The sequence below is a fragment of the Sphingobacterium sp. UBA5996 genome (genome assembly GCF_002429765.1).
Taxonomy (GTDB): domain Bacteria; phylum Bacteroidota; class Bacteroidia; order Sphingobacteriales; family Sphingobacteriaceae; genus Sphingobacterium.
In genome coordinates this window covers 219,382-240,481 of the sequence record NZ_DJAS01000012.1, presented here as the reverse complement: position 1 = coordinate 240,481, position 21,100 = coordinate 219,382, and the positions used below count along the sequence as shown (strand labels likewise).

The following is a 21,100-nucleotide window of genomic DNA, read 5'->3' as shown; positions in this document are numbered from 1 at the left end:
TGTACTAATTGTTTGTGTGCACGGGTATTTCCAACGAAGCTTGTTCCAGTTCACGCTGTTTTTGTTGCGGAGCGCGTCCTATTTTCTCTTGTATAAATTGAAAGAAAATAAAGAGTATTGGGATAATAAAAAGACCTAAAACGACTCCAGTAAACATACCGCCCGCAGCGGCAATACTGATAGAGTGATTTCCTTGAGCCGATGGGCCAACAGCAGTCATCATTGGAATCATTCCAACGATAAATGCCAGCGAAGTCATGATAATCGGTCTCAACCGTAACCGTGCTGCTTTCAGTGCTGCACTAGGAATAGATAACCCCTGTTTACGTCCCTGGATAGCAAATTCTACAATTAAAATCGCATTTTTAGCCAATAAACCAATCAACATGACAAGCGCGACTTGTACATAGATATTGTTGGCAATATCAGTGAAGCTAATTGCCGCGAAGACTCCAAATATACCGGTAGGTATAGAGAGAATAACCGCTAATGGAATGATATAACTTTCGTACTGTGCTGCAAGTAGGAAATAAACAAATATCAGACAAAGGATAAAAATCAATGTGGACTGACCTCCAGAGACAATTTCTTCTTTGGTCATGCCTGAAAACTCATAAGTGAACCCAGTAGGCAATTGTTGTTTCGCAACTTCTTCGACCGCACGGATAGCATCTCCCGAACTATATCCTGGTTTTGGTATCGCATTTATTCCAATCGAATTAAATAGGTTGTAACGGGATGCTGTTTCCGGACCATATACACGTTCTAATTTTACTAATGTATTGATGGGAACCATGTCTCCTGATCTGTTTTTTACAAAAATTCCGTCCATCGAAGTTGGTTCACTTCGATCCTTAGCATCGGCTTGCACCATCACACGGTAATACTTTCCAAAGCGATTAAAATCTGAGGCTTGAGCACTACCAAAATAGGCTTGCATGGTCTGTAATATGCTTTTTGTGCTTACGCCAAGTTGTTCTGCTTTAATATCATCCACTTGGAGCTCATACTGTGGATAATCTGCTTTAAAGGTTGTGAAGGCCATCATGATCTCAGGACGTTTCATCAATTCGCCAATGAACTTTTGGCCTATGCCACTGAATTTTCCAAGTTGTCCGCCGGTTCTGTCCTGTAATACCATGTCCAGACCATCTACGTTACTGAATCCTGGGACAGTAGGGAAGGTAAAGACAAAGAAATTTGCGCCTTTTATATTTGCCAAGCGCTGATTGACATCGGTCATAATAGCGTTGATGTCTTTTATCTTACCACGCTCGTCGTGTGGTTTGAGGAGGATAAATGCAACACCTGCAGATGGACTTGTAGATTGTGTCAAAATATTGAATCCGGCAAGTACATTTAACGTTTTGGTAAAATCAGCATGTTGAAGTTGCTTTTCTGCTTCGGCCAATGCTCCTGACGTACGATCTAAAGAAGCACCTGCTGGCATAGACAGCGATATTGCAATGAATCCTTGATCTTCAGATGGAATAAATCCGGTAGGCGTTCTACGAATCATAAAGACGGTCAAAAGCAGGGTAATTGCTAATCCCGAAAATGCAACCCATTTATAACGAATCAAGAAGCGTAGACTACCTAAATAATTTTTTGTCAACCGCTCAAACCCAACATTGAATCCTGCAAAGAAGCGTTCTTTAAAATTAAGTTTTCTGGAACTCGAAAGACCGTGATGTGTTGGTTTTAAGAACAGTGCACATAGCGCTGGACTTAGTGTCAAGGCGTTCACTGCTGAAATAACGATTGCAATCGCTAACGTGAAAGCAAATTGTCGGTAAAACACTCCGGTAGAACCTTCCATAAAGCCGATGGGAAGGAATACGGCAGACATCACCAATGTAATCGAGATAATTGCCCCGGTGATTTCGCTCATGGCAGAGGTTGTCGCTAATTTAGGGGGTAAGTTCTCATGTTCCATCTTGGCGTGCACAGCCTCTACGACTACAATTGCATCATCGACGACAATACCAATGGCAAGGACGAGTGCAAATAAGGTCAGCAGATTGATGGAAAAGCCAAAGAGTTGCATGAAGAAAAATGTTCCCACGATGGCTACGGGGACAGCAATCGCGGGTATTAATGTCGATCTAAAATCCTGAAGAAATAAAAAGACAACTAAAAATACCAGTATAAATGCTTCAACAAGTGTATGCTTAACTTGGTCAATGGATTGATCAAGCGCATCTTTTGTATTGTATAAAACAAGGTATTTGACACCTTTGGGAAAACTCAAAGAGGCTTTTTCCATAAATTCCTGGATTGCAATCTGAATTTCGTTTGCATTTGACCCGGCCAGTTGCATGACTCCAATGTTTAATCCTGCTTTACCGTTGATACGGGTATGACTCGCATACGTATAAGATCCTAACTCTACCCGAGCTACATCTTTTAGTTTTAGTACAGAACCATCGGTATTGGAGCGAATAATAATGTTTTCGTAATCACTAGGTTGATTGAGTTTACCTTTATATTTGATAACAAATTCGAATGCTTCGCGACTGTTCTCGCCGAATTTACCAGGAGCAGCTTCTACGTTTTTATCCTGGATGGCAGCCATTACCTCTTCAGGTGTTAATTTATAGTTCGCCATTTGGTTTGGATTGAGCCATACACGCATGGAGTAGTCTTTGCTACCGCCAAATGGAAGCGCCTGTCCAACCCCCGGTATCCGTTTTAGTTCGGGAATGATATTGATCTGTGCGTAGTTGGTAATAAAGGTCTGATCGTATTTACTCTGATCTTCCGTGTAAAGGTCCAATACCATGATTAAGCTGTTTTGCTGTTTAGCGGTGGTGATACCGGCTTGTACAACTTCAGCTGGCAATTGGCTCGTTGCCTGAGCCACACGATTTTGAACGTTCACGGCCGCTTGATCGGGGTCTGTGCCCAGTTTAAAATATACCGTAATCATTAACGAACCATCATTACTAGCGGTAGAGCTCATATAGCTCATATTTTCCACTCCATTGATGGATTCTTCGAGCGATGGGGCTACGGCGCGTAGCACCGTTTCGGCATTTGCCCCAGGATATAAAGCCGTTACTTGCACCGCCGGCGGTGCAATATCGGGAAACTGCTGCAAAGGCAGTTTAAGGATACCAATCACTCCCAATATGACAAGTAAAATGGAGATAACGGTAGCAAGTACAGGTCTTTCGATAAATTTCTTAAGCATGTGTTTTCTGTTATTATAATGAGTTGATGCTATCTATAGGTAAAATTTGTGGTGTAATTTTCTGTCCATCCTGAAGCAAGTCGATGCCTTTATAGACAATTCGGTCCCCCGCATTCAGTCCTTTACTTACTAGATAATTTGTGCCACTTTTTCCTATGACCGTAATTGGCTGTTGGACCACCTTATTTTCTTTGCTAACCGTATAAACGAATATTTTATCCTGCATTTCAAGGGTAGCAAGCTGCGGTACCAATAATGCTTGGTCATATTTCTTCTGTAGTCTGACGCGTCCGGTGTTTCCGTTGCGTAATACCCCTTCTGGATTAGTAAAAGTTGCACGAAGTGTAATCGCGCCGGTATGTTTATCAAACTGTCCATCGACCATATCTATTTTTCCTTTCTGATCGTAAATTGTCTGGTCCGAAAGAACTAGGCTGATGGGAGGTAGGTTGCGAAGCTTTTGTTGTAGATTAATTCCTTCCGTATTGTTTTTGAATGCGATAAAGTCATTTTCTCCCAATGAGAAATAAACATGAAGATCGCTTACATTTGACAATGCTGTAAGAGGCTGTGAGTCTGTTGGGCCCACCAAACTTCCTTGTTTGCGCTGCAACCTGCCGATGTATCCTTCGGCTGAAGCCCGTATTAAAGTGTATCCCACATTTATTTTTGCAGCCTCCACCGCCGATAGCGCTAGTTGTACATTTGCTTTAGCAGCATTACGGGCGCTAATTGCTGTTTTTAGCTGAAAATCCGTCAGTACTTTGGTATTTACCAATTTCGTCTTCTTTTCGACTTCCAACTCAGCATTTTCCAAGGCAGCTCTCGCTGCAAGTAGAGTTGCCTTCGCTTGGTTCAATTGTTCCTGATAAGGGCGGTCGTTGATCTTGAATAGTGCCTGACCTTTACTCACTTTAGCACCTTCATCGATATAAATGTATTCCAAGATCCCCTCTACCTGTGGTCTGATTTCGATATTAGCCGACGCCTCAATAGTGGCAGGATATTCTTGATAAACGGTCTCGTTACCTTTCTCGATCGTGACGACAGGAAGGTTAACCGGCGGAGAATCAACTGTTTTACTCGTTCCGGTTGAACAGCTATATAGAATGATTACACTCAGCAAATATGAGGTCTTTACGATATTAATTCGTTTAACACTGTTAAGTTTAAGGGCGTAAAGCATTTTAAGACTTGATAATAAATTAGTTTTCATTTGATATTAATAGTTGAAGTTTTGGTGTATTTAACGGTGTTAGATTTTTTAACGTTGTATTTTTTAGTATAAAAAAAATTAGTCAGTTAACGAGCGAGTGATACCATAAATGGCATCTTTTAAAACCTCTTGATTGGTTGTGTCACCATTTCCCTGGTTTACCAGATTGATCGAGACTAGTCCATGTATGATCGACCAATAGGTGAAATACTTTCGACAGATCAATTCTTCTGACGGCTCTTTATCTTTCATGATTTCTCGGATGACATCGCTAATAAGTTTTCCATGAGATTCCGCACATTTATATGTTTTTTCAAAACCACAACAGGCAGTTCCTACTCCAAACATTAACTGGTACAATTCCCGTTCTTCAAAAGCAAAATCCCAATAGCTAAACCACATTGCTTCTAATTGTTTCTCGAGATCGGTTTCAGTTGATTTGGCTTTTTTTACTTTTTTGGCTAGTAGGAGATAGCCTTGGCTGGCAAGCTCCATTAAAATAGCATCTTTATTAGCAAAGTACTCATATATCATGGGGGCAGTATACTCAATGATATCTGCAATTTTGCGCATACTTAAAGCCTGCCATCCTTCTTCTTTTACGATTTGGAGCGCAGCATCTAGAATATTGGATCTATTCTCACCTTTGAGCCTTTGTATACGTTCTTTACTACCCATGTTTATGCGTAAACAATTTAACAGTGTTAAGCAAAATTGATATTTTTAATTTTATTTATTGACATCTAAAAGTCATTAAATAAAAATGCATCAATTTGTAAGCTCAATATTGGCATTTTAATCGTTTTAACCAGACCTACCTCTTGTATAGAAAGTGTACACTTATTAGCGTCGCGATCCAATAGGTTACTTGTCCGAACTGCGCTTCGGACCACTAGCTGGTTTAGATTTTGCGATTACTATATGAAGGGAAAGGTTATTCAGTCGATAGCTTCGGCGGCAAAAGTTGATGTGTTGCTATATAAGTTGGTTTTTGGCATAAAATATACTTAAATTTATACTATGCTAACAGAAACTTTAAAAAGCCTTTTCCACCGGGACTTAAACCGACTACGAAATGAAATTTCATTATACAAGAACGAGAGAAATATATGGGTTATTGAAAGTGATATTTCTAATTCAGCAGGTAATTTGTGTTTACATTTGATTGGAAATCTTCAAACCTATATCGGTGCGGAATTAGGAAAGACAGGATATATTAGAGACAGATCTGCAGAGTTTTCTTTAAAAGATATTCCTCGAACAGTATTGATAGATCAAATAGACGATACGATTGATGTGGTTACCCGTTCCTTGGATCTGTTATCGGAAGAAAACCTTCAAGAGGTGTATCCCATACTCGTGTTTGAGGAAAAAACAACGACTCAGTATTTGCTTGTTCATCTGACTACCCATTTAACTTATCATCTTGGACAAATAAATTATCACCGTCGACTGTTGGATTAATCTGGATAGTAATTCGCTTATTATGCTGCGCCTACTATTCAATTGGCGCATGCAAACCTGTTGTCGCCTTTGGATCTTAGCTGCCGACATCCTTCGAACTGAGCGCCATAAGCTTCACCGAAATAGCCGCATTATTCTAAAAAAGGAACTGAATTTTTTGATTCCTTGTTTTAAAAGGTGAACTTTATCCCAATTATACATCGAGGCCATCAAACATTCTATCTATATCGACTGTTGATTTCTCGAAGTCCGACGGAGATAGAATGAGAAGAATCTTTACATTAATCGCCTGCTGCTGTATTTTTAATTCACAAGCGCAGCGTATAGACAGTATGACCACGGTTATTGCGCCCGAATATGACCGTGTGGGCTTACTGCATCGATTTTGGCTTGGAGATAGTTACCGTAAATTATACAATACTCCTGTTAAGATGCGGGTGATGAATCTCGGTACGGAGCGAGGTGGACTTCAGATTGTTAAGTTAGGCGGAGGAATGCAGACACAGTCGCTTCGATTGGTAGATTCTATGGGTAGGGAGTGGGTGCTCAGGTCTATACAAAAATATCCTGAACGCAGTCTACCAGAAAGCCTTCGAAAGACATTTGCAAAAGATATTGTACAAGATCAGATTTCGATACATCACCCATTTGGGGCATTGACTGTACCGCCATTTAATAAAGCATTGGATATTCCTTCAGCTTCGCCGGAACTGGTTTTTGTAGGAGATGACCCTGGGTTAGGTGAGTATCGCGAAGTCTTTAAAAATAGGGCTTATATGTTTGAGTCTCGTACCCCTTTTGAGGATAAAAAAACAGATAACACGGCAAAGGTCATGCGTAAGGTGTTAGAAGATAATGATACGCAAATTGATCAAAAGCTTACGTTACGCGCCCGGATGCTCGATTTTACGCTTGGTGACTGGGATCGTCATGAAGATAACTGGCGTTGGGATCCTGAAAAGGAAAAAGGTAAAAAGATCTATACTCCTGTCCCTAGGGACAGAGATAAGGTATATTATAAAACATCGGGTGTATTTCCAACATTACTTTCCTATCAATGGTTGAAGGCCCATTTGCAACCATTTAGTCCGCATATCCGTAATGTGCCTCACTGGAATTTTAACGCGAGCACTTTTGATCATTTCTTTCTTACTCATCTTACAGAAGATGAATGGATTGATGAAATACAATTGGTTCAGAAAACATTGACGGATTCGTTAATTCACCAAGCGATGTTAACGATGCCCGATACCATTGTGAAAATGAGTGCCAATGAATTAGAAACAAATATTCGCTCGAGAAGGGACGAACTGATGGAAAGTGGGCTAACTTACTATCGATTTCTTGCGCGTATCGTTGAATTACCATTGTCTTCCAAGTCTGAATTTGTAGATGTTGATTACAATAAAGATGGTTCAGTTACGATTAATATCCACAATAAGAAAAAAGATGGAACCGAAGGGCGGAAATTACTGAAACGGACTTTTTTACCTGATCAGACTAAAGAAGTCCGTATTTATGGCATATCGGGTGCTGATGAATATAAGCTACATGGATCGGGCAAATCGCCTATAAAGATCCGGCTAATTGGTGGTGATGGACAAAATCTGTACCGTACAACTGATAAGTTTGTCAATGGGAGAAAAGTTTACATCTATGATGCGAAAGAGCGAGTACCGGGTACTATGCATGTCGATGATGATATTCATCTCAAGCTGAGCAAAGATACCGCTGTCCATAAGTTTGATTACGAGAATTTTATCTATGATCGTAAAGGGGTCGTTTTTAACCTTGATTATGGAATAGACCGTGGGCTTATTTTTGGACTGGGGTACATGATCGAAAATCAGGGGTTTAGAAAAAAGCCCTATGCTTATCGACACCAGTTTTTGGCTAATTACCTAACTGGTCGAGAATCATTTATGTTTGATTATAAAGGGAATTACAAAGATCTCATTGCGGGGCACGATCTTTATATTCATCTTTCTTCTCTTGGTCCCAAAAACCTGAGTAATTTCTTTGGATATGGGAACAATACTAGTTTTGATAAGTCGGATTCAAAGGGTATTTCCTTTTATCGGAATCGATATGATCTTGTGAGCGGAGACATTTTTCTGGAAAAGTATTTAGACCCTAAATTCAAGGTATTCTATGGATCTTCGTCCGAATATTATACAAGTAAAGAATCGAATAATTTTGGACGTTATTTCGAGGAGTTCAATCAAAAATATCCATTAGAACCGATCTATGGAAATAATTTCTTTACGGGGCTTACTGCCGGGTTAGAATATGATACCCGTGACAATGTTGCTAACCCTAAATCTGGAGTACACCTACATACCAGGTTAGGCTGGAATACAGAAGTTGGAGGCGAAGTACGAAACTATACGAAACTACAGCACGCTATGAGTTTTTATAAAACCATTGCCAACAATTATGTTACTTTTGCTAACCGGGTAGGATTTGATGCTGTATGGGGAAATCCCTATTTTTATCAGCATGCACAAATAGGAGGTGAAATGAGCTTAAGGGGATATAATTCACGGCGATTCACTGGAAAAACAGCTCTTTATAATAATTTTGATATGCGATTAAAATTATTTAGCTATGCTTCTTATATCGTTCCTGGAACAGTGGGAGCAATTGGTTTTTATGATGTCGGAAGGGTATGGATGAGTCACGAAAACTCGAATGACTGGCATATGGGTTATGGAGGTGGGATTTATTTTATGCCCGGCGACCTACTCACAATCCAGGGTGTAGTGGGTTTTAGTAAAGAAGCAACCTTGCCTTATCTACGCGTTGGACTTTCTTTTTAAAGACCTAAAAGGGAGCTTCCTAAGTATGAATTGAAATGAAATCGGAGATCAAAAAAAAATTAGATAAAAATTTCGCGGAGCGTAGGCTGCGGAATAGCAGCGTCGATTTGTCTGTACTAAAACACTATAAGACCTACGCAAAGACTTTTGCCGATATTCATAATGGTATAGCGGTACTGAGTGACCTGACAGCGAACTGGAGTTATACCTACATCGGTAAACTTGCAGAGCGGCTTTACCTTCCCGAAAATGATAAGAAGATTGAAATAAATAGTATTTGGGAGGATTTTCTTCTCGAACGTGTTTATCCTGAAGATTTGGCTGTTAAACATGCTTTGGAGCTTCAGTTTCTCAACTTGGTCAAAAAGATAGATACAGCTGATCGATTCAATTATCAAGCAAACAGTGTCCTTAGGGTCGAGGGGAGGGAGGGGCAAATCATGCAGTTGTCCCATCAGATTTTTTATTTGGACACTCCAGGGCCCGAATTTCCGCAGTTGGCTTTATGCTGTTATACCGTATTGCCAGAAATTGAAACATCCATCAATCTGCGAAATTATATTCTCAATCAAGTAACAGGTGTTGTCTATCACCTGGAAGGTTATGGCGCGAAAACTTCGATTAGTACACGAGAGAAGGAAATTTTAAGCTGTATCAAGGAGGGAATGATTAGCAAGCGAATTGCCGAAAAACTTGGACTAAGTATAAATACAGTAAATCGTCATCGCCAAAATATACTCCAAAAGCTTCGTGTTCGAAATTCATATGAAGCAGTAAGTGTGTTTAATAAGATACAGCAGGATCATACTGAACAGATTTAAGATAACGCCCGTCTATGTGGCTATCTTAGGCGGGCGTCAGTATTCTTAGTTTGAATTATTATCTTTCAGCCATTTACTTCGACGTTGATCTGCAAGATGTTTGATCGTAAAATAATCAAATTTGGCCTCAAACCCATTGCCGTCTGGTGAAGCGGCCATTAAACCAACCATAACAGGATGATTATCCTGTAGCCAGGCATTTCTCATCATAATATACTCCTTGTCATCAAAAGAATAGAAAAATTCAACAGCATCTAATCTGCGTATCGCCTTGATCCAGATGTAGGGGATTTCCTTATCGATCGGAACAATACTCCAATCACTCGTTTTATGGGTAACGACCGTACTTAAATTATATTTTCCGTCCACAAATTCGATTCCCGCTTTTATATAGTTTTCATGATCAATGCGCAGCATAATACCTGCTTGATCGAACCGGGTTTTGTAGTTGGCGGAGATCTTCGCCTTGACTTCAAACTCTCCCCCGCGTAACGTATAGAAAAATGGGGCGTCATCTACTGTAAATCCATAATGGGAGATACGCCAATAATCGCTTTTAGGCGTAACAAGCATCGACAGCGAATTGTTTTTGATACTCCATTCTGTCGGTTCGTTAAACCAAAGCATCCGATCCAATTTTTGTGCGCTAGCCTGTACAGTTAGTAATAGAAGTAACGAAGCTGCTAAAAATGTCCTTATAGTTTTCATGTTTTTGTTTTTGTGATGAAATTGATTTCATCAGCAAAGATATTTAAGCATAGTATAAGTTTTCAATACTGATAAATAACCACGTTTTCAATAATACCCATTGTAATTTATTTGCAATTTAATTGCATTTAGTGTTTTTGCTACATAGTTGCAATAGTAAAAAATATTATCTTCGTAAAGTTGACTTTTAATTCGTTAGTATACCGTAGTGGTATGGCCTACAGGATTGATTTTCAATATTAAACATGATAAGCAACAGCAGTATGGAATTTTGGGAACGTAATTTTGTAGAGAAGCAGGAAATGTGGGGAGATGAAGCCGCACAGTCTACACGTCTTGCGGTGCGCTTCTTTTTGGAGCGCAACATCAAAAATATCTTGATCCCCGGGTTCGGCTACGGTCGCAATGGTCGCCCGTTTTTGGAAAACGGAATAAAAATTACAGGTATTGAGATCTCTAAAACTGCCATTGAACTCGCCCGTAAATCCTTTGGGGCAGATACGGTTATCTATCATGGTTCGGTTAATGAAATGCCCTTTGATCGGCACATATATGACGGTATATTTTGTTATGGGCTTATTCATCTATTGGATGCTGATGAACGCGTTGCGTTAATCCAGCATTGTTTTGACCAATTGGCTGAAGGAGGTTTTATGATTTTTACGACCGTATCAAAGCTAGCAAGCATCTATGGAAAGGGGGAGGCCATAGGCACTGATCGATTTGCAATGTTTGGAGGAGTACATATGTTCTTTTACGATGTTGATTCCATTCATGCCGAATTCGATTTCTATGGATTAATCGAAATTAGGGAAGTGGAGGAAAATTTTCCATTCTACTTCATCATTTGTCAGAAGCGGACTAATAATTAATAATGTATATATGAAAGATGATAGAAGTTTTGAGGTAATTATTATTGGGGGAAGTTATGCCGGGCTTTCTGCAGCGATGGCATTAGGACGATCCTTGCGAAACGTGTTGATTATCGATAGTGGTCTACCTTGTAATAGGCAGACGCCCCACTCCCATAATTTCATCACGCATGATGGCGAAAAGCCGCTGAGTATAGCTAAAAAAGCGAGGGAAGAAGTCATCAACTACCCCAGTGTCAAGTTTCAGAAGGGACTTGCTGTGGTCGGTACGAAGACCACTGAAGGTTTTGAAATAATTACCGAGAATGGGGAGGTATTTAAGGCTAAAAAGCTCATTTTCGCCACGGGTGTGGAAGATATTATGCCTAGTATACAAGGATTTTCAGCCTGTTGGGGAATTTCGGTTATCCATTGTCCATACTGTCACGGCTATGAATTCCGGAAGGGAAAAACTGCAATTATAGCGAATGGTGAAAGAGCACTTCACCTTGCAGGTTTGGTTCACAATCTATCGTCCGACTTAACACTGCTGACTGCAGGTAGAGCAGGGTTCGATGTCAAGCAGATAGAAAAACTAAATCGACATGGTATTGCTATTATTGAAGAAGAAATCAATAAAATCCAACATAAGAATGGATGGGTTCAGCAAGTTCAATTAAAAGACGGGCGTGAACTTGCCTTCGATGCTGTTTATGCTGCCATTCCTTTCAGACAACACACTACTATTCCTGCTGCCTTAGGTTGTGAAATAACCGAACAGGGGCATATCCAAGTAGATAATTTTCAAAAAACTTCACTCGCAGGAGTATTTGCCTGTGGAGACAACTCCAGTGCGATGCGTTCAGTGGCGAATGCTGTTGCTAAGGGAAATTTAGCTGGAGCAATGGTCAATAAAGAACTTGTCGACGAAGCTTTTTAGTGACTGTACTAATCTGTTTTCGGGCGTTAGTTGTACCTTACTCCCGTCTATTGGCACGTCCTTACCCTAAAGTTGTTACTGAAAAATTACATGTGACAATAGCAGATGTAATGGAAGAATCTAGTTATAAAAAAGATGAAACCACTATCGGTTTCATCTTTTCTACATTGGCCTAGAGATACCTTCCATAGCGAACAGCTGTTTCTTGATAGCTATTGCTTAACTTAACCTAATAAGGAGAATAGGACTTTTTAATTACAATGGTTTTATTTTTAAATTTTTAAATGAGACACCTCTTGACCAATCCTGAAGCGCTATTTTTCCACTAATATGCTGACCAAACTCCGGATAATCTTTGAAATTACTCTGTTTTACTAAATCTTTCCATTTTGCTGAATTAAAATCCATTTCAGCGGTGATTTTACCATTGAGGTAAAAAGTGACTTTTCCATTCTTTTGGATGATACTTGATTCATTCCAAGCATCTTGCGCTTTAACATTGACAAAGTTTTGCTGCGGTAGAAATGTATAGAGACATCCCGAACGCTTTAATGGCTTATCAAAATCAGGATGAGAATCGGCCAACAATTGGTACTCTGGTCCTGAATGGTAGGTCGCATCGATATCCGGTTTTTCCTGTACATTGACAAAAACACCGCTATTTCCTTCTTTTTCCAGTTTCCATTCAAACTTAAACTCATAGTTTTTATACTCCTTGTCCGATACTAAATCATATTTTTGGCTTTCGTTTTTTGGATCGCAGTATATCGTTCCATTTTTAACGATCCACGCTGTAGGCGCATTTTTACTATTGTTGTACGTATGCCAATTGTTGAGTGTAGTACCATCAAATAGGAGTTGCCACCCATTACTTTGCTCTTCTTCTGTCAATGTATTGGGATTGCTTTTTTCACTTTGGCAGGATAGTAAAACAAAGCCCATAAAGACCGATAAGATAATTTTCTTAAAAAGGTTTAAGTCTATCATAGTTTTATTTCTATAAGTGTTCGTTTGGTAATTCTATGTTTCAACAGCTAAGCGCTAATTAATATAGTGTCTTCACTTGTTACGTTTCTACTAAGATAATTTTAAATACTTACTTCGCGCAACAATCTGCTTTTTCTCTGCAAATTAGTTACACAGTGCTTCTGATTATACAATCGAAAAAACGCCTCTTAGCATACGCATTTATCAATTTTTAAACCTTACTGTCTAGCCAGTTGAAACCATAACTGTCTAGTCAGTCGGTTGGACAGAGCGCGTTAACTTGCCCCCTTTTTTTCAGAAGTGTAAGACAAGGTACAAATTATAATAATTTGATCACATTTTCCGCATAGTCATTCTCATTTTGATAAAAGGACCCGATCAAAATGATAGGGTTTCCAAATGCTTTTCGGAGTGTTTGTTTTTTTATTCACTGATTAATAATTGTTTATGCTGTCTTTTGGCATACTGGAACAACCTTTGGCTTATTGGGACAAATGACAATACAAATGGGAACAGAACGAAAAAGAATAACCTGCGGCAAAAGTCCTCCAAAGGAGTGATTGTCACAAATTCTAGTATGTAATGGAAATTTAAAAAAAAAGAAATCGCGAATCACTAATAAAATTTAACAATGGTAATGACAATCATACTCCTCATAACTGGAATCTTTTGCTTCTGGTTATTCTACAAAATGGTGGATTTTTTTGAGAAAATATAGAAGAGATCATATGAAAGAGAAGCAAGAAAATAAAGGTACAGTATCGCCGCACAATATATCGGGAGACCGCATAGCGAAGATTATTTTAATGGTGCTAATTATTGCGATGGTTTTTCAGCTCTATGTCGGTTAGATTTTGAAGTATAGTTCTATTCAAACATGAAAAAATTAAATCAATACAGGGCAGGTTTGTATATGGCCCTTCATTATAAGGAAATTCGATCAGAGATTAATTTCCTGCTTCGGAAGCACAATTTTGCCGGCGTCTTGCAGGCTGTGATTAATCATCTTCGACACTTGATTACCGTGCGCAGCACAGACAAAATCTGTCAGCATATCGAGTTTCTCGGAACGATTTACGGCCATGGAAACCATTACGTCAAATATATTTTGGAAAACCTTTTTGTAAGATCCTTGGGAGGTCTTCAACGCATCAGTACCGTTCATACATGGACCGTAATCGAAGCTCGGTTGCCCGTAACTTTTTTAGAAATCCGTAAAGGACAACAAATACATAATCTATTCATATCAAAATAAATGACAGCTTTATTTATTGTAGCACTACTGGTTTTTGGATATATCTGTTATGTACTTCTAAAACCTGAAAAATTCTAATAATGAGATTGCTCATACGATATCGTCACTCATGTAATAGTGCGCTACCCTACCATGAAATGGAAAAAGGGGGATGGTGTGAGTTAAAGATGGGAAATGATACACTTTTTATACAAATCAATTAAAGAAATGAATACAGAGATTCTTGGAATCATAGTAATGTTCATCGTAACATTGCTGCTTGGACTTCCCCTGGGAAAATATATAGCTAAGGTATATGGCAATGAAAAGACGTGGTTAGATCCATTCTTTGAGCCCATTGAAAGATTTTTTTATCGACTGACAGGAATTGAACCTACTTCCCAGATGACGTGGAAACAGCACCTTATTGCTCTTTTGACTATCAATTTGGTTTGGTTTCTATTGAGTATGGTTATCCTAATGAATATGGGGCATTTGCCTTTGAATCCCGATGGAAATCCAGGAATGACTGCTGATTTGGCTTTTAATACCAGTATATCCTTTTTGGTCAACTGTAATCTTCAGCACTATTCGGGTGAATCTGGCGTAAGCTATCTTGGACAAATTTGGCTCATGTTTCTTCAGTTCGTGACAGCTGGTGTTGGCATGGCTGCCGCAGTTGTTATTTTCAAAGCTTTTAGGGATAAAACAACAACCCAATTGGGTAATTTTTATGATTTCTTTGTAAAATCATGTACCCGTATTTTACTGCCTCTTTCTGTGTTGGTTGCTACCGTTTTTGTGTTCCAAGGCATGCCTATGACCTTCGAAGGTAAGGACAGTATGGTGACAATGGGCGGAGATACTGTAGAGGTGAGCCGCGGACCAGTAGCTGCCTTCGTTCCAATTAAACATCTGGGTACAAATGGTGGTGGTTTCTTCGGCGCGAACAGCGCGCATCCACTCGAGAATCCGAATTATTTGACCAACATGGTTGAAATGATCGCCCAGTTTATTATCCCGATGGCCATGATATTTGCCTTTGGCTTTTTTATTCGCAAACGCAAATTTTCATGGATGATGTTTGGTGTAATGACCATTGGTTTTCTCTTGCTGGTCATTCCAAATATAAAAATGGAGGTTACAGGAAATCCAGCTATTGCACAGATGGGGATTGACACATCGATGGGAGCTATGGAGGGAAAAGAGGTACGTATAGGTGCCGCCGCATCTGGGTTTTGGAGTATCGTTACAACGATGATTTCGACAGGTTCTGTCAATTCGATGCATGATAGTTATATGCCCTTATCTGGAATGAACGAATTGATAGCCATGATGGTAAATGCCTTCTATGGTGGTGTGGGAGCTGGAATACTCAACTTCTTTATTTTTATTATACTCGCTGTTTTCATCAGCGGTTTAATGGTAGGGCGTACGCCCGAGTTTATGGGTAAGAAAGTGGAAGCGCGCGAAATGAAAATCGCCATGATTGTTGCTCTTGCCCATCCTTTTCTAATCCTTGTCGGTACAGCACTTGCGACAGCATTTCCAGCCCAGGGTGCTTCTACATTGAACAATCCTGGATTCCATGGTTTTAGTGAAATATTGTACGAATACACCTCATCTGCGGCGAACAATGGAAGTGGCTTTGAAGGGCTTGGAGACAATACAATTTGGTGGAATATCTCGACGGGTATCGTCTTGTTGCTCGGCCGTTTTATACCGATCATAGGCCCTATAGCTATTGCAGGAATGTTGGCCGAAAAGAAATTCATACCAGAAGGAGAGGGGACGTTAAAGACAGATACCAGTACATTCGGTTTGATGGTATTTGCCGTGATTGCGATTATCGCAGCGCTCTCTTTCTTCCCAGCACTGGCCTTGGGTCCAATAGCGGAATATTTTTCCATGTAATACGTAAAATTAAAGCACTTTAAAATGAGCAATCAACAAACATTGTTTCAGAAAGAACTTGTCCAAAAAGCATTAAAGCAATCTTTCGTGAAGCTGAATCCGAAAATAATGTTCCGTAACCCAGTGATGTTTACCGTAGAAGTCGGAACATTGATTATGGCTGTGGTCTGTCTATGGATAATGGCTGGAGAAAAATCACAAGGTACATTGGGGTATAATTTTACGGTATTCGTTATTCTATTTTTGACCCTGCTCTTTGGCAACTTTGCAGAGGCAATTGCAGAGGCCAGGGGTAAAGCGCAAGCAGATAGCTTGCGGAAAACAAGGGAGGAAACCCCCGCAACTTTACGCGATGGCCGGGTAGTCTCATCCGCACAATTGAAAAAAGGTGACGTCTTTGTCTGTCAAGCCGGGGATGTAATTCCATTGGATGGTGAGATTATTGAGGGATTGGCAACCATTGATGAAAGCGCAATTACAGGGGAATCGGCACCGGTAATCCGCGAGGCTGGGGGAGATAAAAGCTCAGTTACCGGTGGTACCAAGGTGCTGTCGGATCGAATTGTTGTACAGGTGACAACAGAACCGGGCGAAAGCTTTTTAGATAAGATGATTGCTTTGGTAGAAGGGGCTAGCCGACAAAAAACGCCGAATGAGATTGCATTGACGATCCTTCTAGCAGGTTTTACACTCGTGTTTATCATCGTAACCGTAACCTTAAAACCATTTGCAGATTATGCCAATGTCGGTATCACCATAGCGTCGTTTATTTCACTCTTCGTCTGTCTTATTCCCACCACAATAGGCGGTCTTCTATCGGCAATTGGTATAGCGGGTATGGATCGGGCACTTCGCGCGAATGTCATTACGAAAAGCGGTAAAGCCGTTGAAACAGCTGGCGATATTGATGTATTGTTGCTGGATAAAACCGGAACAATCACCATTGGAAATCGTAAGGCGACAAACTTTTACCCTGCAGATGGTGTCATGATGGAATCGTTGGTGCGGGCGGCAACGTTGAGCTCGATGGCTGATGAAACACCTGAGGGCAAATCAATCGTAGAATTGGCGGAGGTTAATCCTTCGAGCTATAAGGTCGAAAACCCCGAATTTATCAAGTTTACCGCCGAGACCCGCAGCTCAGGAATAGACTTTGCACAAACACGTATTCGTAAAGGTGCCACTGATGCTATTCGAAATATTGTTTTAAAAGCTGGTAATCGATTTCCTGCGGAAATCGATGAACGCGTGAAGCTTATTTCCCAAAACGGTGGTACACCACTGGTCGTTGCCGAGAATGAACAGGTGCTGGGAGTGATAGAATTACAGGATGTGATAAAACCCGGGATACACGAAAGATTTGAAAGATTGCGAAAAATGGGTATCAAGACCGTTATGGTGACTGGAGACAATCCGCTAACTGCCAAGTATATTGCTGAAAAAGCAGGCGTAGATGATTTCATTGCAGAGGCTAAGCCTGAAGATAAGATGAACTACATTAAAAAAGAACAGCTCGACGGGAGATTGGTAGCAATGATGGGGGATGGCACAAACGATGCCCCGGCACTTGCGCAAGCCGATGTTGGAGTAGCGATGAATAGTGGAACACAAGCTGCAAAAGAAGCCGGCAATATGGTCGATCTTGACAACGATCCCACCAAATTGATTGAAGTGGTAGAAATAGGTAAGCAATTGCTGATGACGCGAGGGACTTTGACGACTTTTAGTATCGCAAATGATGTCGCCAAATATTTCGCAATTATTCCAGCTTTATTTATTGCAGCGATACCTGCACTTCAGGGCTTGAATATCATGCAGCTCAGTAGCCCCCAAAGTGCTATACTATCTGCCGTTATATTTAATGCCATTATTATTCCATTACTTATTCCCTTAGCATTAAAAGGTGTTGCATACAAACCGATCGGTGCAAGTGCATTGTTGCGACGAAACCTGCTCGTATTTGGACTTGGAGGGGTACTTGTTCCATTTGTTGGAATCAAGGCCATCGATCTACTGGTTTCTCTATTCATCTAATAAATTTTAATCAAAAAAGAAAATGAAAACACATCTATATCCAGCGATAAAGATTACAATGATTTTATTGCTCCTACTGGCAGTTGTATATCCAGCCCTTGTATGGGCGATAGCTCAAATAGCACCCAATCGTGGAAAAGGCGAAATCCTAAAACATAATGGTCAGACGTATTACAGGAATATTGGCCAGGCTTTTTCAGGCGATGATTATTTCTGGTCGCGTCCTTCAGCAGTCGGTTACAACGCAGCAGGATCTGGGGGAAGCAACAAAGGTCCGTCCAATGGAGAATACCTTTTGGAAGTGAAATCCCGTATTGATACTTTCTTAGTGCACAATCCTACGGTAAAACGCGAACAGGTACCTGTAGACATCGTTACAGCCAGCGGTAGTGGTTTGGACCCCGATATTTCCGTTGAAGCAGCAAAAATACAAATTGACCGTATTGTGAAAGCGAGAGGTATATCTGTCAATAGCTTACAGTCTCTTGTCGATGCCCACGTGCAGGCACCTTTGTGGCATATATTCGGACCTCGAAAGGTCAATGTCCTTGAACTAAATATAGCATTGGATAAGATGGCTGAAAAATAAAATTGACCGGAGGAGCCCTTGACATCCACTTTATAACAACGATATATATGAAAAAACTCGCGATGTTGGCCTTTATGTTACTAGGCACAACACAATTATTTGCACAGCAGGATACGACTAGAAATATCTCATTGGCTATTAGCGGTTACCTTGAAGCATATTACCTTCGGGACTTTAATAATCCAATTGGAAACACCCGCCCCGGGTTTGTTTATAGCCATAACAGAGCGAATGAAGTAAACATAAATTTGGCACTTTTAAAAGCTGCATACGAAACAACGAATACCCGTGCAAATCTTGCTTTTGGTGTCGGTACATATATGAATGCCAATTATAGTGCGGAACCTGGCGTCTTAAAAAATATTTACGAAGCGAATGCTGGTGTTCGCATCTCGAAAAAGCATAATCTATGGATCGATGCGGGAATATTTTCCTCCCATTTGGGCTTTGAAAGCGCTATAGGAAAGGACAATTGGACGGTAACGAGAAGTATTTTTGCTGATAATTCGCCATATTTCGAAACTGGCGCAAAAATATCGTACACATCTGCTTCTGGAAAACTGTTTTTAAGTGGGCTTGTTTTAAACGGCTGGCAGCGTATTCAACGTGTAGATGGCAGTAGTTTGCCTGCATTTGGACATCAATTGGTCTATAAACCCACAGATAAATGGACCATTAATAGCGGTTCTTTTATCGGCAGCGATAAAGCGGATAGTGTAAGACAGATGCGTTATTTCCATAACCTGTATGCAATCTATCAAATGAACCAAAAGCTAGGCATTACAGTGGGATTTGATATTGGGGCAGAACAAAAAGCAAAGGGGAGCTCAACGTACAACGTATGGTACACGCCTGTATTAATTGCACGATACGCAACGACTGAAAGATTTAGCTTAACAGCAAGAGGAGAATATTACAACGATAAACATGGTGTTATTGTCTCTACTGGAACAGCTCAGGGCTTTCAAACATTTGGCTACTCTTTAAATGCGGATTATGCGATTCTCCCAAATGTTCTTTGGCGTACAGAGTTGCGCAACCTCAGGAATAAAGATGCTATGTTCCTTGATCGGTCAAATCAGCTGCTTAAAAATACCGTGACGGCTGTCACGGCACTAACGGTTAGTTTTTAAAAACAAAGGTTCCTGCCTTGTGTTACATCGGCAGGAACTTTTTGACAATGAAAGGTATTAGACATGGAAGAAAGGAAAAGCGCTGAGCACTTTCTGGATCTGATCCGGAAATCGAAACGAGGGCGATTCAAACTTTATATTGGAATGAGTGCTGGTGTCGGAAAAACATATCGCATGCTACAGGATGCACATACACTTTTACAGGGCGGAATCGATGTGCGTATCGGCTATATTGAGACCCATAATCGAAAGGATACACATCAATTGCTTGATGGTATTCCGATTATTGCTCGGCGTCATCTTTTTTACAAAGGCAAGCAGTTGGAGGAATTGGATCTGTATGCTGTTTTGAATTCACGTCCAGAGGTTGTCATTATCGATGAGCTGGCACATACCAATATTGAAGGCAGCAAAAATGCCAAACGATGGCAAGATGTCATAGAAATTCTCGAGGCAGGGATTAATGTAATCAGTGCTGTTAATATCCAGCATATCGAAAGTTTAAACGAAGAAGTCAAAGCAATTACAGGGATCGAAGTGCAAGAAAGAGTTCCCGACAGTGTTATTGATTCTGCAGACGAAGTCGTTAATATTGACCTCACCGCAGAGGAACTTATTGTTCGTCTAAAAGAGGGCAAGATCTATGATGCCTCAAAAATTCAGGCTGCACTTCAAAATTTCTTTAAAAGTGAGCATATTTTGCAGTTGCGCGAGATGGCATTGAAAGAAGTGGCCTCCCAGGTCCAGCGCAAAGTAGAGACCGAAGTGCAGCCCCAGCGATGGGTGCGAAAGGAACGTTTCTTGGCCTGTATAAGTTCCAATGAAACAAAAGCAAAAAACGTCATCCGAAAGACAGCAAGATTGGCAGGATATTACAACAGTAGCTGGTTTTTGCTATATGTACAGTTACCAAAAGAACGCGGCGATCGGATTGCGTTGAATAAACAACGGCACTTGATCAATAATTTCAAATTGGCAACAGAACTAGGAGGGGAAATTATTAAAGTAGAAAGCCGGAGCGTAGCCAAGGAGATCATCACCCTCTGTGTGACACGTAAGATCACTACAGTTTGTATTGGGAAACCGCGGTTGTCCCTTTTGAGGATTTTACTGGCTAGAGATATTTTTAGCAAACTTTTGGCACAGCTGTCTACTGAAGATGTTGATCTGATAATATTGTCTTAATGATAAAGACCA

At 40.4% G+C, this 21,100-nt stretch carries 18 protein-coding genes; 13 read left to right on the top strand and 5 right to left on the bottom strand.

Annotation, left to right across the window (positions count from 1 at the left end):
• Positions 1 to 4: 4 nt before the first annotated feature.
• From B3E00_RS09815 to B3E00_RS09805, 3 genes are all read right to left on the bottom strand, one after another.
• Positions 5 to 3,193, bottom strand: a complete 3,189-nt coding sequence (locus B3E00_RS09815; RefSeq protein WP_293889023.1) for an efflux RND transporter permease subunit — start codon at positions 3,191 to 3,193, stop codon at positions 5 to 7.
• A gap of 13 nt (positions 3,194 to 3,206) precedes the next feature.
• Complete coding sequence (locus B3E00_RS09810; RefSeq protein WP_293879285.1) at positions 3,207 to 4,409, bottom strand: efflux RND transporter periplasmic adaptor subunit; 1,203 nt, start codon at positions 4,407 to 4,409, stop codon at positions 3,207 to 3,209.
• A gap of 78 nt (positions 4,410 to 4,487) precedes the next feature.
• Positions 4,488 to 5,087 carry a TetR/AcrR family transcriptional regulator gene (locus tag B3E00_RS09805; RefSeq protein WP_293879284.1) on the bottom strand — a complete coding sequence of 200 codons (600 nt, stop codon included), beginning with the start codon at positions 5,085 to 5,087 and terminating at the stop codon, positions 4,488 to 4,490.
• A gap of 342 nt (positions 5,088 to 5,429) precedes the next feature.
• On the opposite strand from B3E00_RS09805, the gene B3E00_RS09800 reads away from it, so the two are divergent.
• From B3E00_RS09800 to B3E00_RS09790, 3 genes are all read left to right on the top strand, one after another.
• Positions 5,430 to 5,873, top strand: a complete 444-nt coding sequence (locus B3E00_RS09800; RefSeq protein WP_293879283.1) for a DUF1572 family protein — start codon at positions 5,430 to 5,432, stop codon at positions 5,871 to 5,873.
• 263 nt (positions 5,874 to 6,136) lie between these two features.
• Positions 6,137 to 8,692 (top strand): BamA/TamA family outer membrane protein, encoded by a 2,556-nt coding sequence (locus tag B3E00_RS09795; RefSeq protein WP_293879281.1) that lies wholly within the window; start codon positions 6,137 to 6,139, stop codon positions 8,690 to 8,692.
• Positions 8,693 to 8,727: 35 nt separating this feature from the next.
• Positions 8,728 to 9,513, top strand: a complete 786-nt coding sequence (locus B3E00_RS09790; protein ID WP_209574427.1) for a helix-turn-helix domain-containing protein — start codon at positions 8,728 to 8,730, stop codon at positions 9,511 to 9,513.
• 45 nt (positions 9,514 to 9,558) lie between these two features.
• Here B3E00_RS09790 and B3E00_RS09785 read toward each other — a convergent pair whose 3' ends face one another.
• Positions 9,559 to 10,221 (bottom strand): DUF1349 domain-containing protein, encoded by a 663-nt coding sequence (locus B3E00_RS09785; RefSeq protein ID WP_209574425.1) that lies wholly within the window; start codon positions 10,219 to 10,221, stop codon positions 9,559 to 9,561.
• A 245-nt stretch (positions 10,222 to 10,466) separates the two neighbouring features.
• On the opposite strand from B3E00_RS09785, the gene B3E00_RS09780 reads away from it, so the two are divergent.
• The gene (locus tag B3E00_RS09780; RefSeq protein WP_293879276.1) at positions 10,467 to 11,093 is read left to right on the top strand and encodes a class I SAM-dependent methyltransferase; all 627 of its coding nucleotides are present in this window, start codon (positions 10,467 to 10,469) and stop codon (positions 11,091 to 11,093) included.
• Between the two features lie 10 nt (positions 11,094 to 11,103).
• Positions 11,104 to 12,012 (top strand): NAD(P)/FAD-dependent oxidoreductase, encoded by a 909-nt coding sequence (locus B3E00_RS09775; RefSeq protein WP_293879274.1) that lies wholly within the window; start codon positions 11,104 to 11,106, stop codon positions 12,010 to 12,012.
• Between the two features lie 255 nt (positions 12,013 to 12,267).
• Here B3E00_RS09775 and B3E00_RS09770 read toward each other — a convergent pair whose 3' ends face one another.
• Positions 12,268 to 12,999 carry a 3-keto-disaccharide hydrolase gene (locus B3E00_RS09770; protein WP_293879273.1) on the bottom strand — a complete coding sequence of 244 codons (732 nt, stop codon included), beginning with the start codon at positions 12,997 to 12,999 and terminating at the stop codon, positions 12,268 to 12,270.
• Between the two features lie 728 nt (positions 13,000 to 13,727).
• Between B3E00_RS09770 and B3E00_RS09765 the strand changes: the two genes are divergently transcribed.
• The 8 genes from B3E00_RS09765 (at position 13,728) to B3E00_RS09730 (ending at position 21,088) form a co-directional block, all read left to right on the top strand.
• Complete coding sequence (locus B3E00_RS09765; RefSeq protein ID WP_293879271.1) at positions 13,728 to 13,850, top strand: hypothetical protein; 123 nt, start codon at positions 13,728 to 13,730, stop codon at positions 13,848 to 13,850.
• 26 nt (positions 13,851 to 13,876) lie between these two features.
• Positions 13,877 to 14,254: a DUF7674 family protein gene (locus B3E00_RS09760; RefSeq protein ID WP_293879269.1), complete on the top strand. Its 378-nt coding sequence runs from the start codon at positions 13,877 to 13,879 to the stop codon at positions 14,252 to 14,254.
• The gene (locus B3E00_RS09755) at positions 14,255 to 14,332 is read left to right on the top strand and encodes a potassium-transporting ATPase subunit F (RefSeq protein ID WP_209575115.1); all 78 of its coding nucleotides are present in this window, start codon (positions 14,255 to 14,257) and stop codon (positions 14,330 to 14,332) included. It begins immediately after the preceding gene.
• Between the two features lie 129 nt (positions 14,333 to 14,461).
• Complete coding sequence (gene kdpA / locus B3E00_RS09750; protein WP_293879267.1) at positions 14,462 to 16,147, top strand: potassium-transporting ATPase subunit KdpA; 1,686 nt, start codon at positions 14,462 to 14,464, stop codon at positions 16,145 to 16,147.
• A 24-nt stretch (positions 16,148 to 16,171) separates the two neighbouring features.
• Positions 16,172 to 18,181: a potassium-transporting ATPase subunit KdpB gene (gene kdpB / locus B3E00_RS09745; protein ID WP_293889034.1), complete on the top strand. Its 2,010-nt coding sequence runs from the start codon at positions 16,172 to 16,174 to the stop codon at positions 18,179 to 18,181.
• Positions 18,182 to 18,203: 22 nt separating this feature from the next.
• The gene (locus tag B3E00_RS09740; RefSeq protein WP_209574410.1) at positions 18,204 to 18,770 is read left to right on the top strand and encodes a K(+)-transporting ATPase subunit C; all 567 of its coding nucleotides are present in this window, start codon (positions 18,204 to 18,206) and stop codon (positions 18,768 to 18,770) included.
• 47 nt (positions 18,771 to 18,817) lie between these two features.
• Positions 18,818 to 19,903: a porin gene (locus tag B3E00_RS09735; protein ID WP_293938321.1), complete on the top strand. Its 1,086-nt coding sequence runs from the start codon at positions 18,818 to 18,820 to the stop codon at positions 19,901 to 19,903.
• 63 nt (positions 19,904 to 19,966) lie between these two features.
• The gene (locus B3E00_RS09730) at positions 19,967 to 21,088 is read left to right on the top strand and encodes a sensor protein KdpD (protein WP_209574406.1); all 1,122 of its coding nucleotides are present in this window, start codon (positions 19,967 to 19,969) and stop codon (positions 21,086 to 21,088) included.
• The last annotated feature ends 12 nt before the right edge of the window (positions 21,089 to 21,100 follow it).

Coding starts and splice junctions, on each gene's coding strand:
- B3E00_RS09815 (WP_293889023.1), bottom strand. CDS start 3,193: ATGCTTAAGAAATTTATCGAAAGACCTGTACTTGCTACCGTTATCTCC.
- B3E00_RS09810 (WP_293879285.1), bottom strand. CDS start 4,409: ATGAAAACTAATTTATTATCAAGTCTTAAAATGCTTTACGCCCTTAAA.
- B3E00_RS09805 (WP_293879284.1), bottom strand. CDS start 5,087: ATGGGTAGTAAAGAACGTATACAAAGGCTCAAAGGTGAGAATAGATCC.
- B3E00_RS09800 (WP_293879283.1), top strand. CDS start 5,430: ATGCTAACAGAAACTTTAAAAAGCCTTTTCCACCGGGACTTAAACCGA.
- B3E00_RS09795 (WP_293879281.1), top strand. CDS start 6,137: ATGAGAAGAATCTTTACATTAATCGCCTGCTGCTGTATTTTTAATTCA.
- B3E00_RS09790 (WP_209574427.1), top strand. CDS start 8,728: ATGAAATCGGAGATCAAAAAAAAATTAGATAAAAATTTCGCGGAGCGT.
- B3E00_RS09785 (WP_209574425.1), bottom strand. CDS start 10,221: ATGAAAACTATAAGGACATTTTTAGCAGCTTCGTTACTTCTATTACTA.
- B3E00_RS09780 (WP_293879276.1), top strand. CDS start 10,467: ATGATAAGCAACAGCAGTATGGAATTTTGGGAACGTAATTTTGTAGAG.
- B3E00_RS09775 (WP_293879274.1), top strand. CDS start 11,104: ATGAAAGATGATAGAAGTTTTGAGGTAATTATTATTGGGGGAAGTTAT.
- B3E00_RS09770 (WP_293879273.1), bottom strand. CDS start 12,999: ATGATAGACTTAAACCTTTTTAAGAAAATTATCTTATCGGTCTTTATG.
- B3E00_RS09765 (WP_293879271.1), top strand. CDS start 13,728: ATGAAAGAGAAGCAAGAAAATAAAGGTACAGTATCGCCGCACAATATA.
- B3E00_RS09760 (WP_293879269.1), top strand. CDS start 13,877: ATGAAAAAATTAAATCAATACAGGGCAGGTTTGTATATGGCCCTTCAT.
- B3E00_RS09755 (WP_209575115.1), top strand. CDS start 14,255: ATGACAGCTTTATTTATTGTAGCACTACTGGTTTTTGGATATATCTGT.
- kdpA (WP_293879267.1), top strand. CDS start 14,462: ATGAATACAGAGATTCTTGGAATCATAGTAATGTTCATCGTAACATTG.
- kdpB (WP_293889034.1), top strand. CDS start 16,172: ATGAGCAATCAACAAACATTGTTTCAGAAAGAACTTGTCCAAAAAGCA.
- B3E00_RS09740 (WP_209574410.1), top strand. CDS start 18,204: ATGAAAACACATCTATATCCAGCGATAAAGATTACAATGATTTTATTG.
- B3E00_RS09735 (WP_293938321.1), top strand. CDS start 18,818: ATGAAAAAACTCGCGATGTTGGCCTTTATGTTACTAGGCACAACACAA.
- B3E00_RS09730 (WP_209574406.1), top strand. CDS start 19,967: ATGGAAGAAAGGAAAAGCGCTGAGCACTTTCTGGATCTGATCCGGAAA.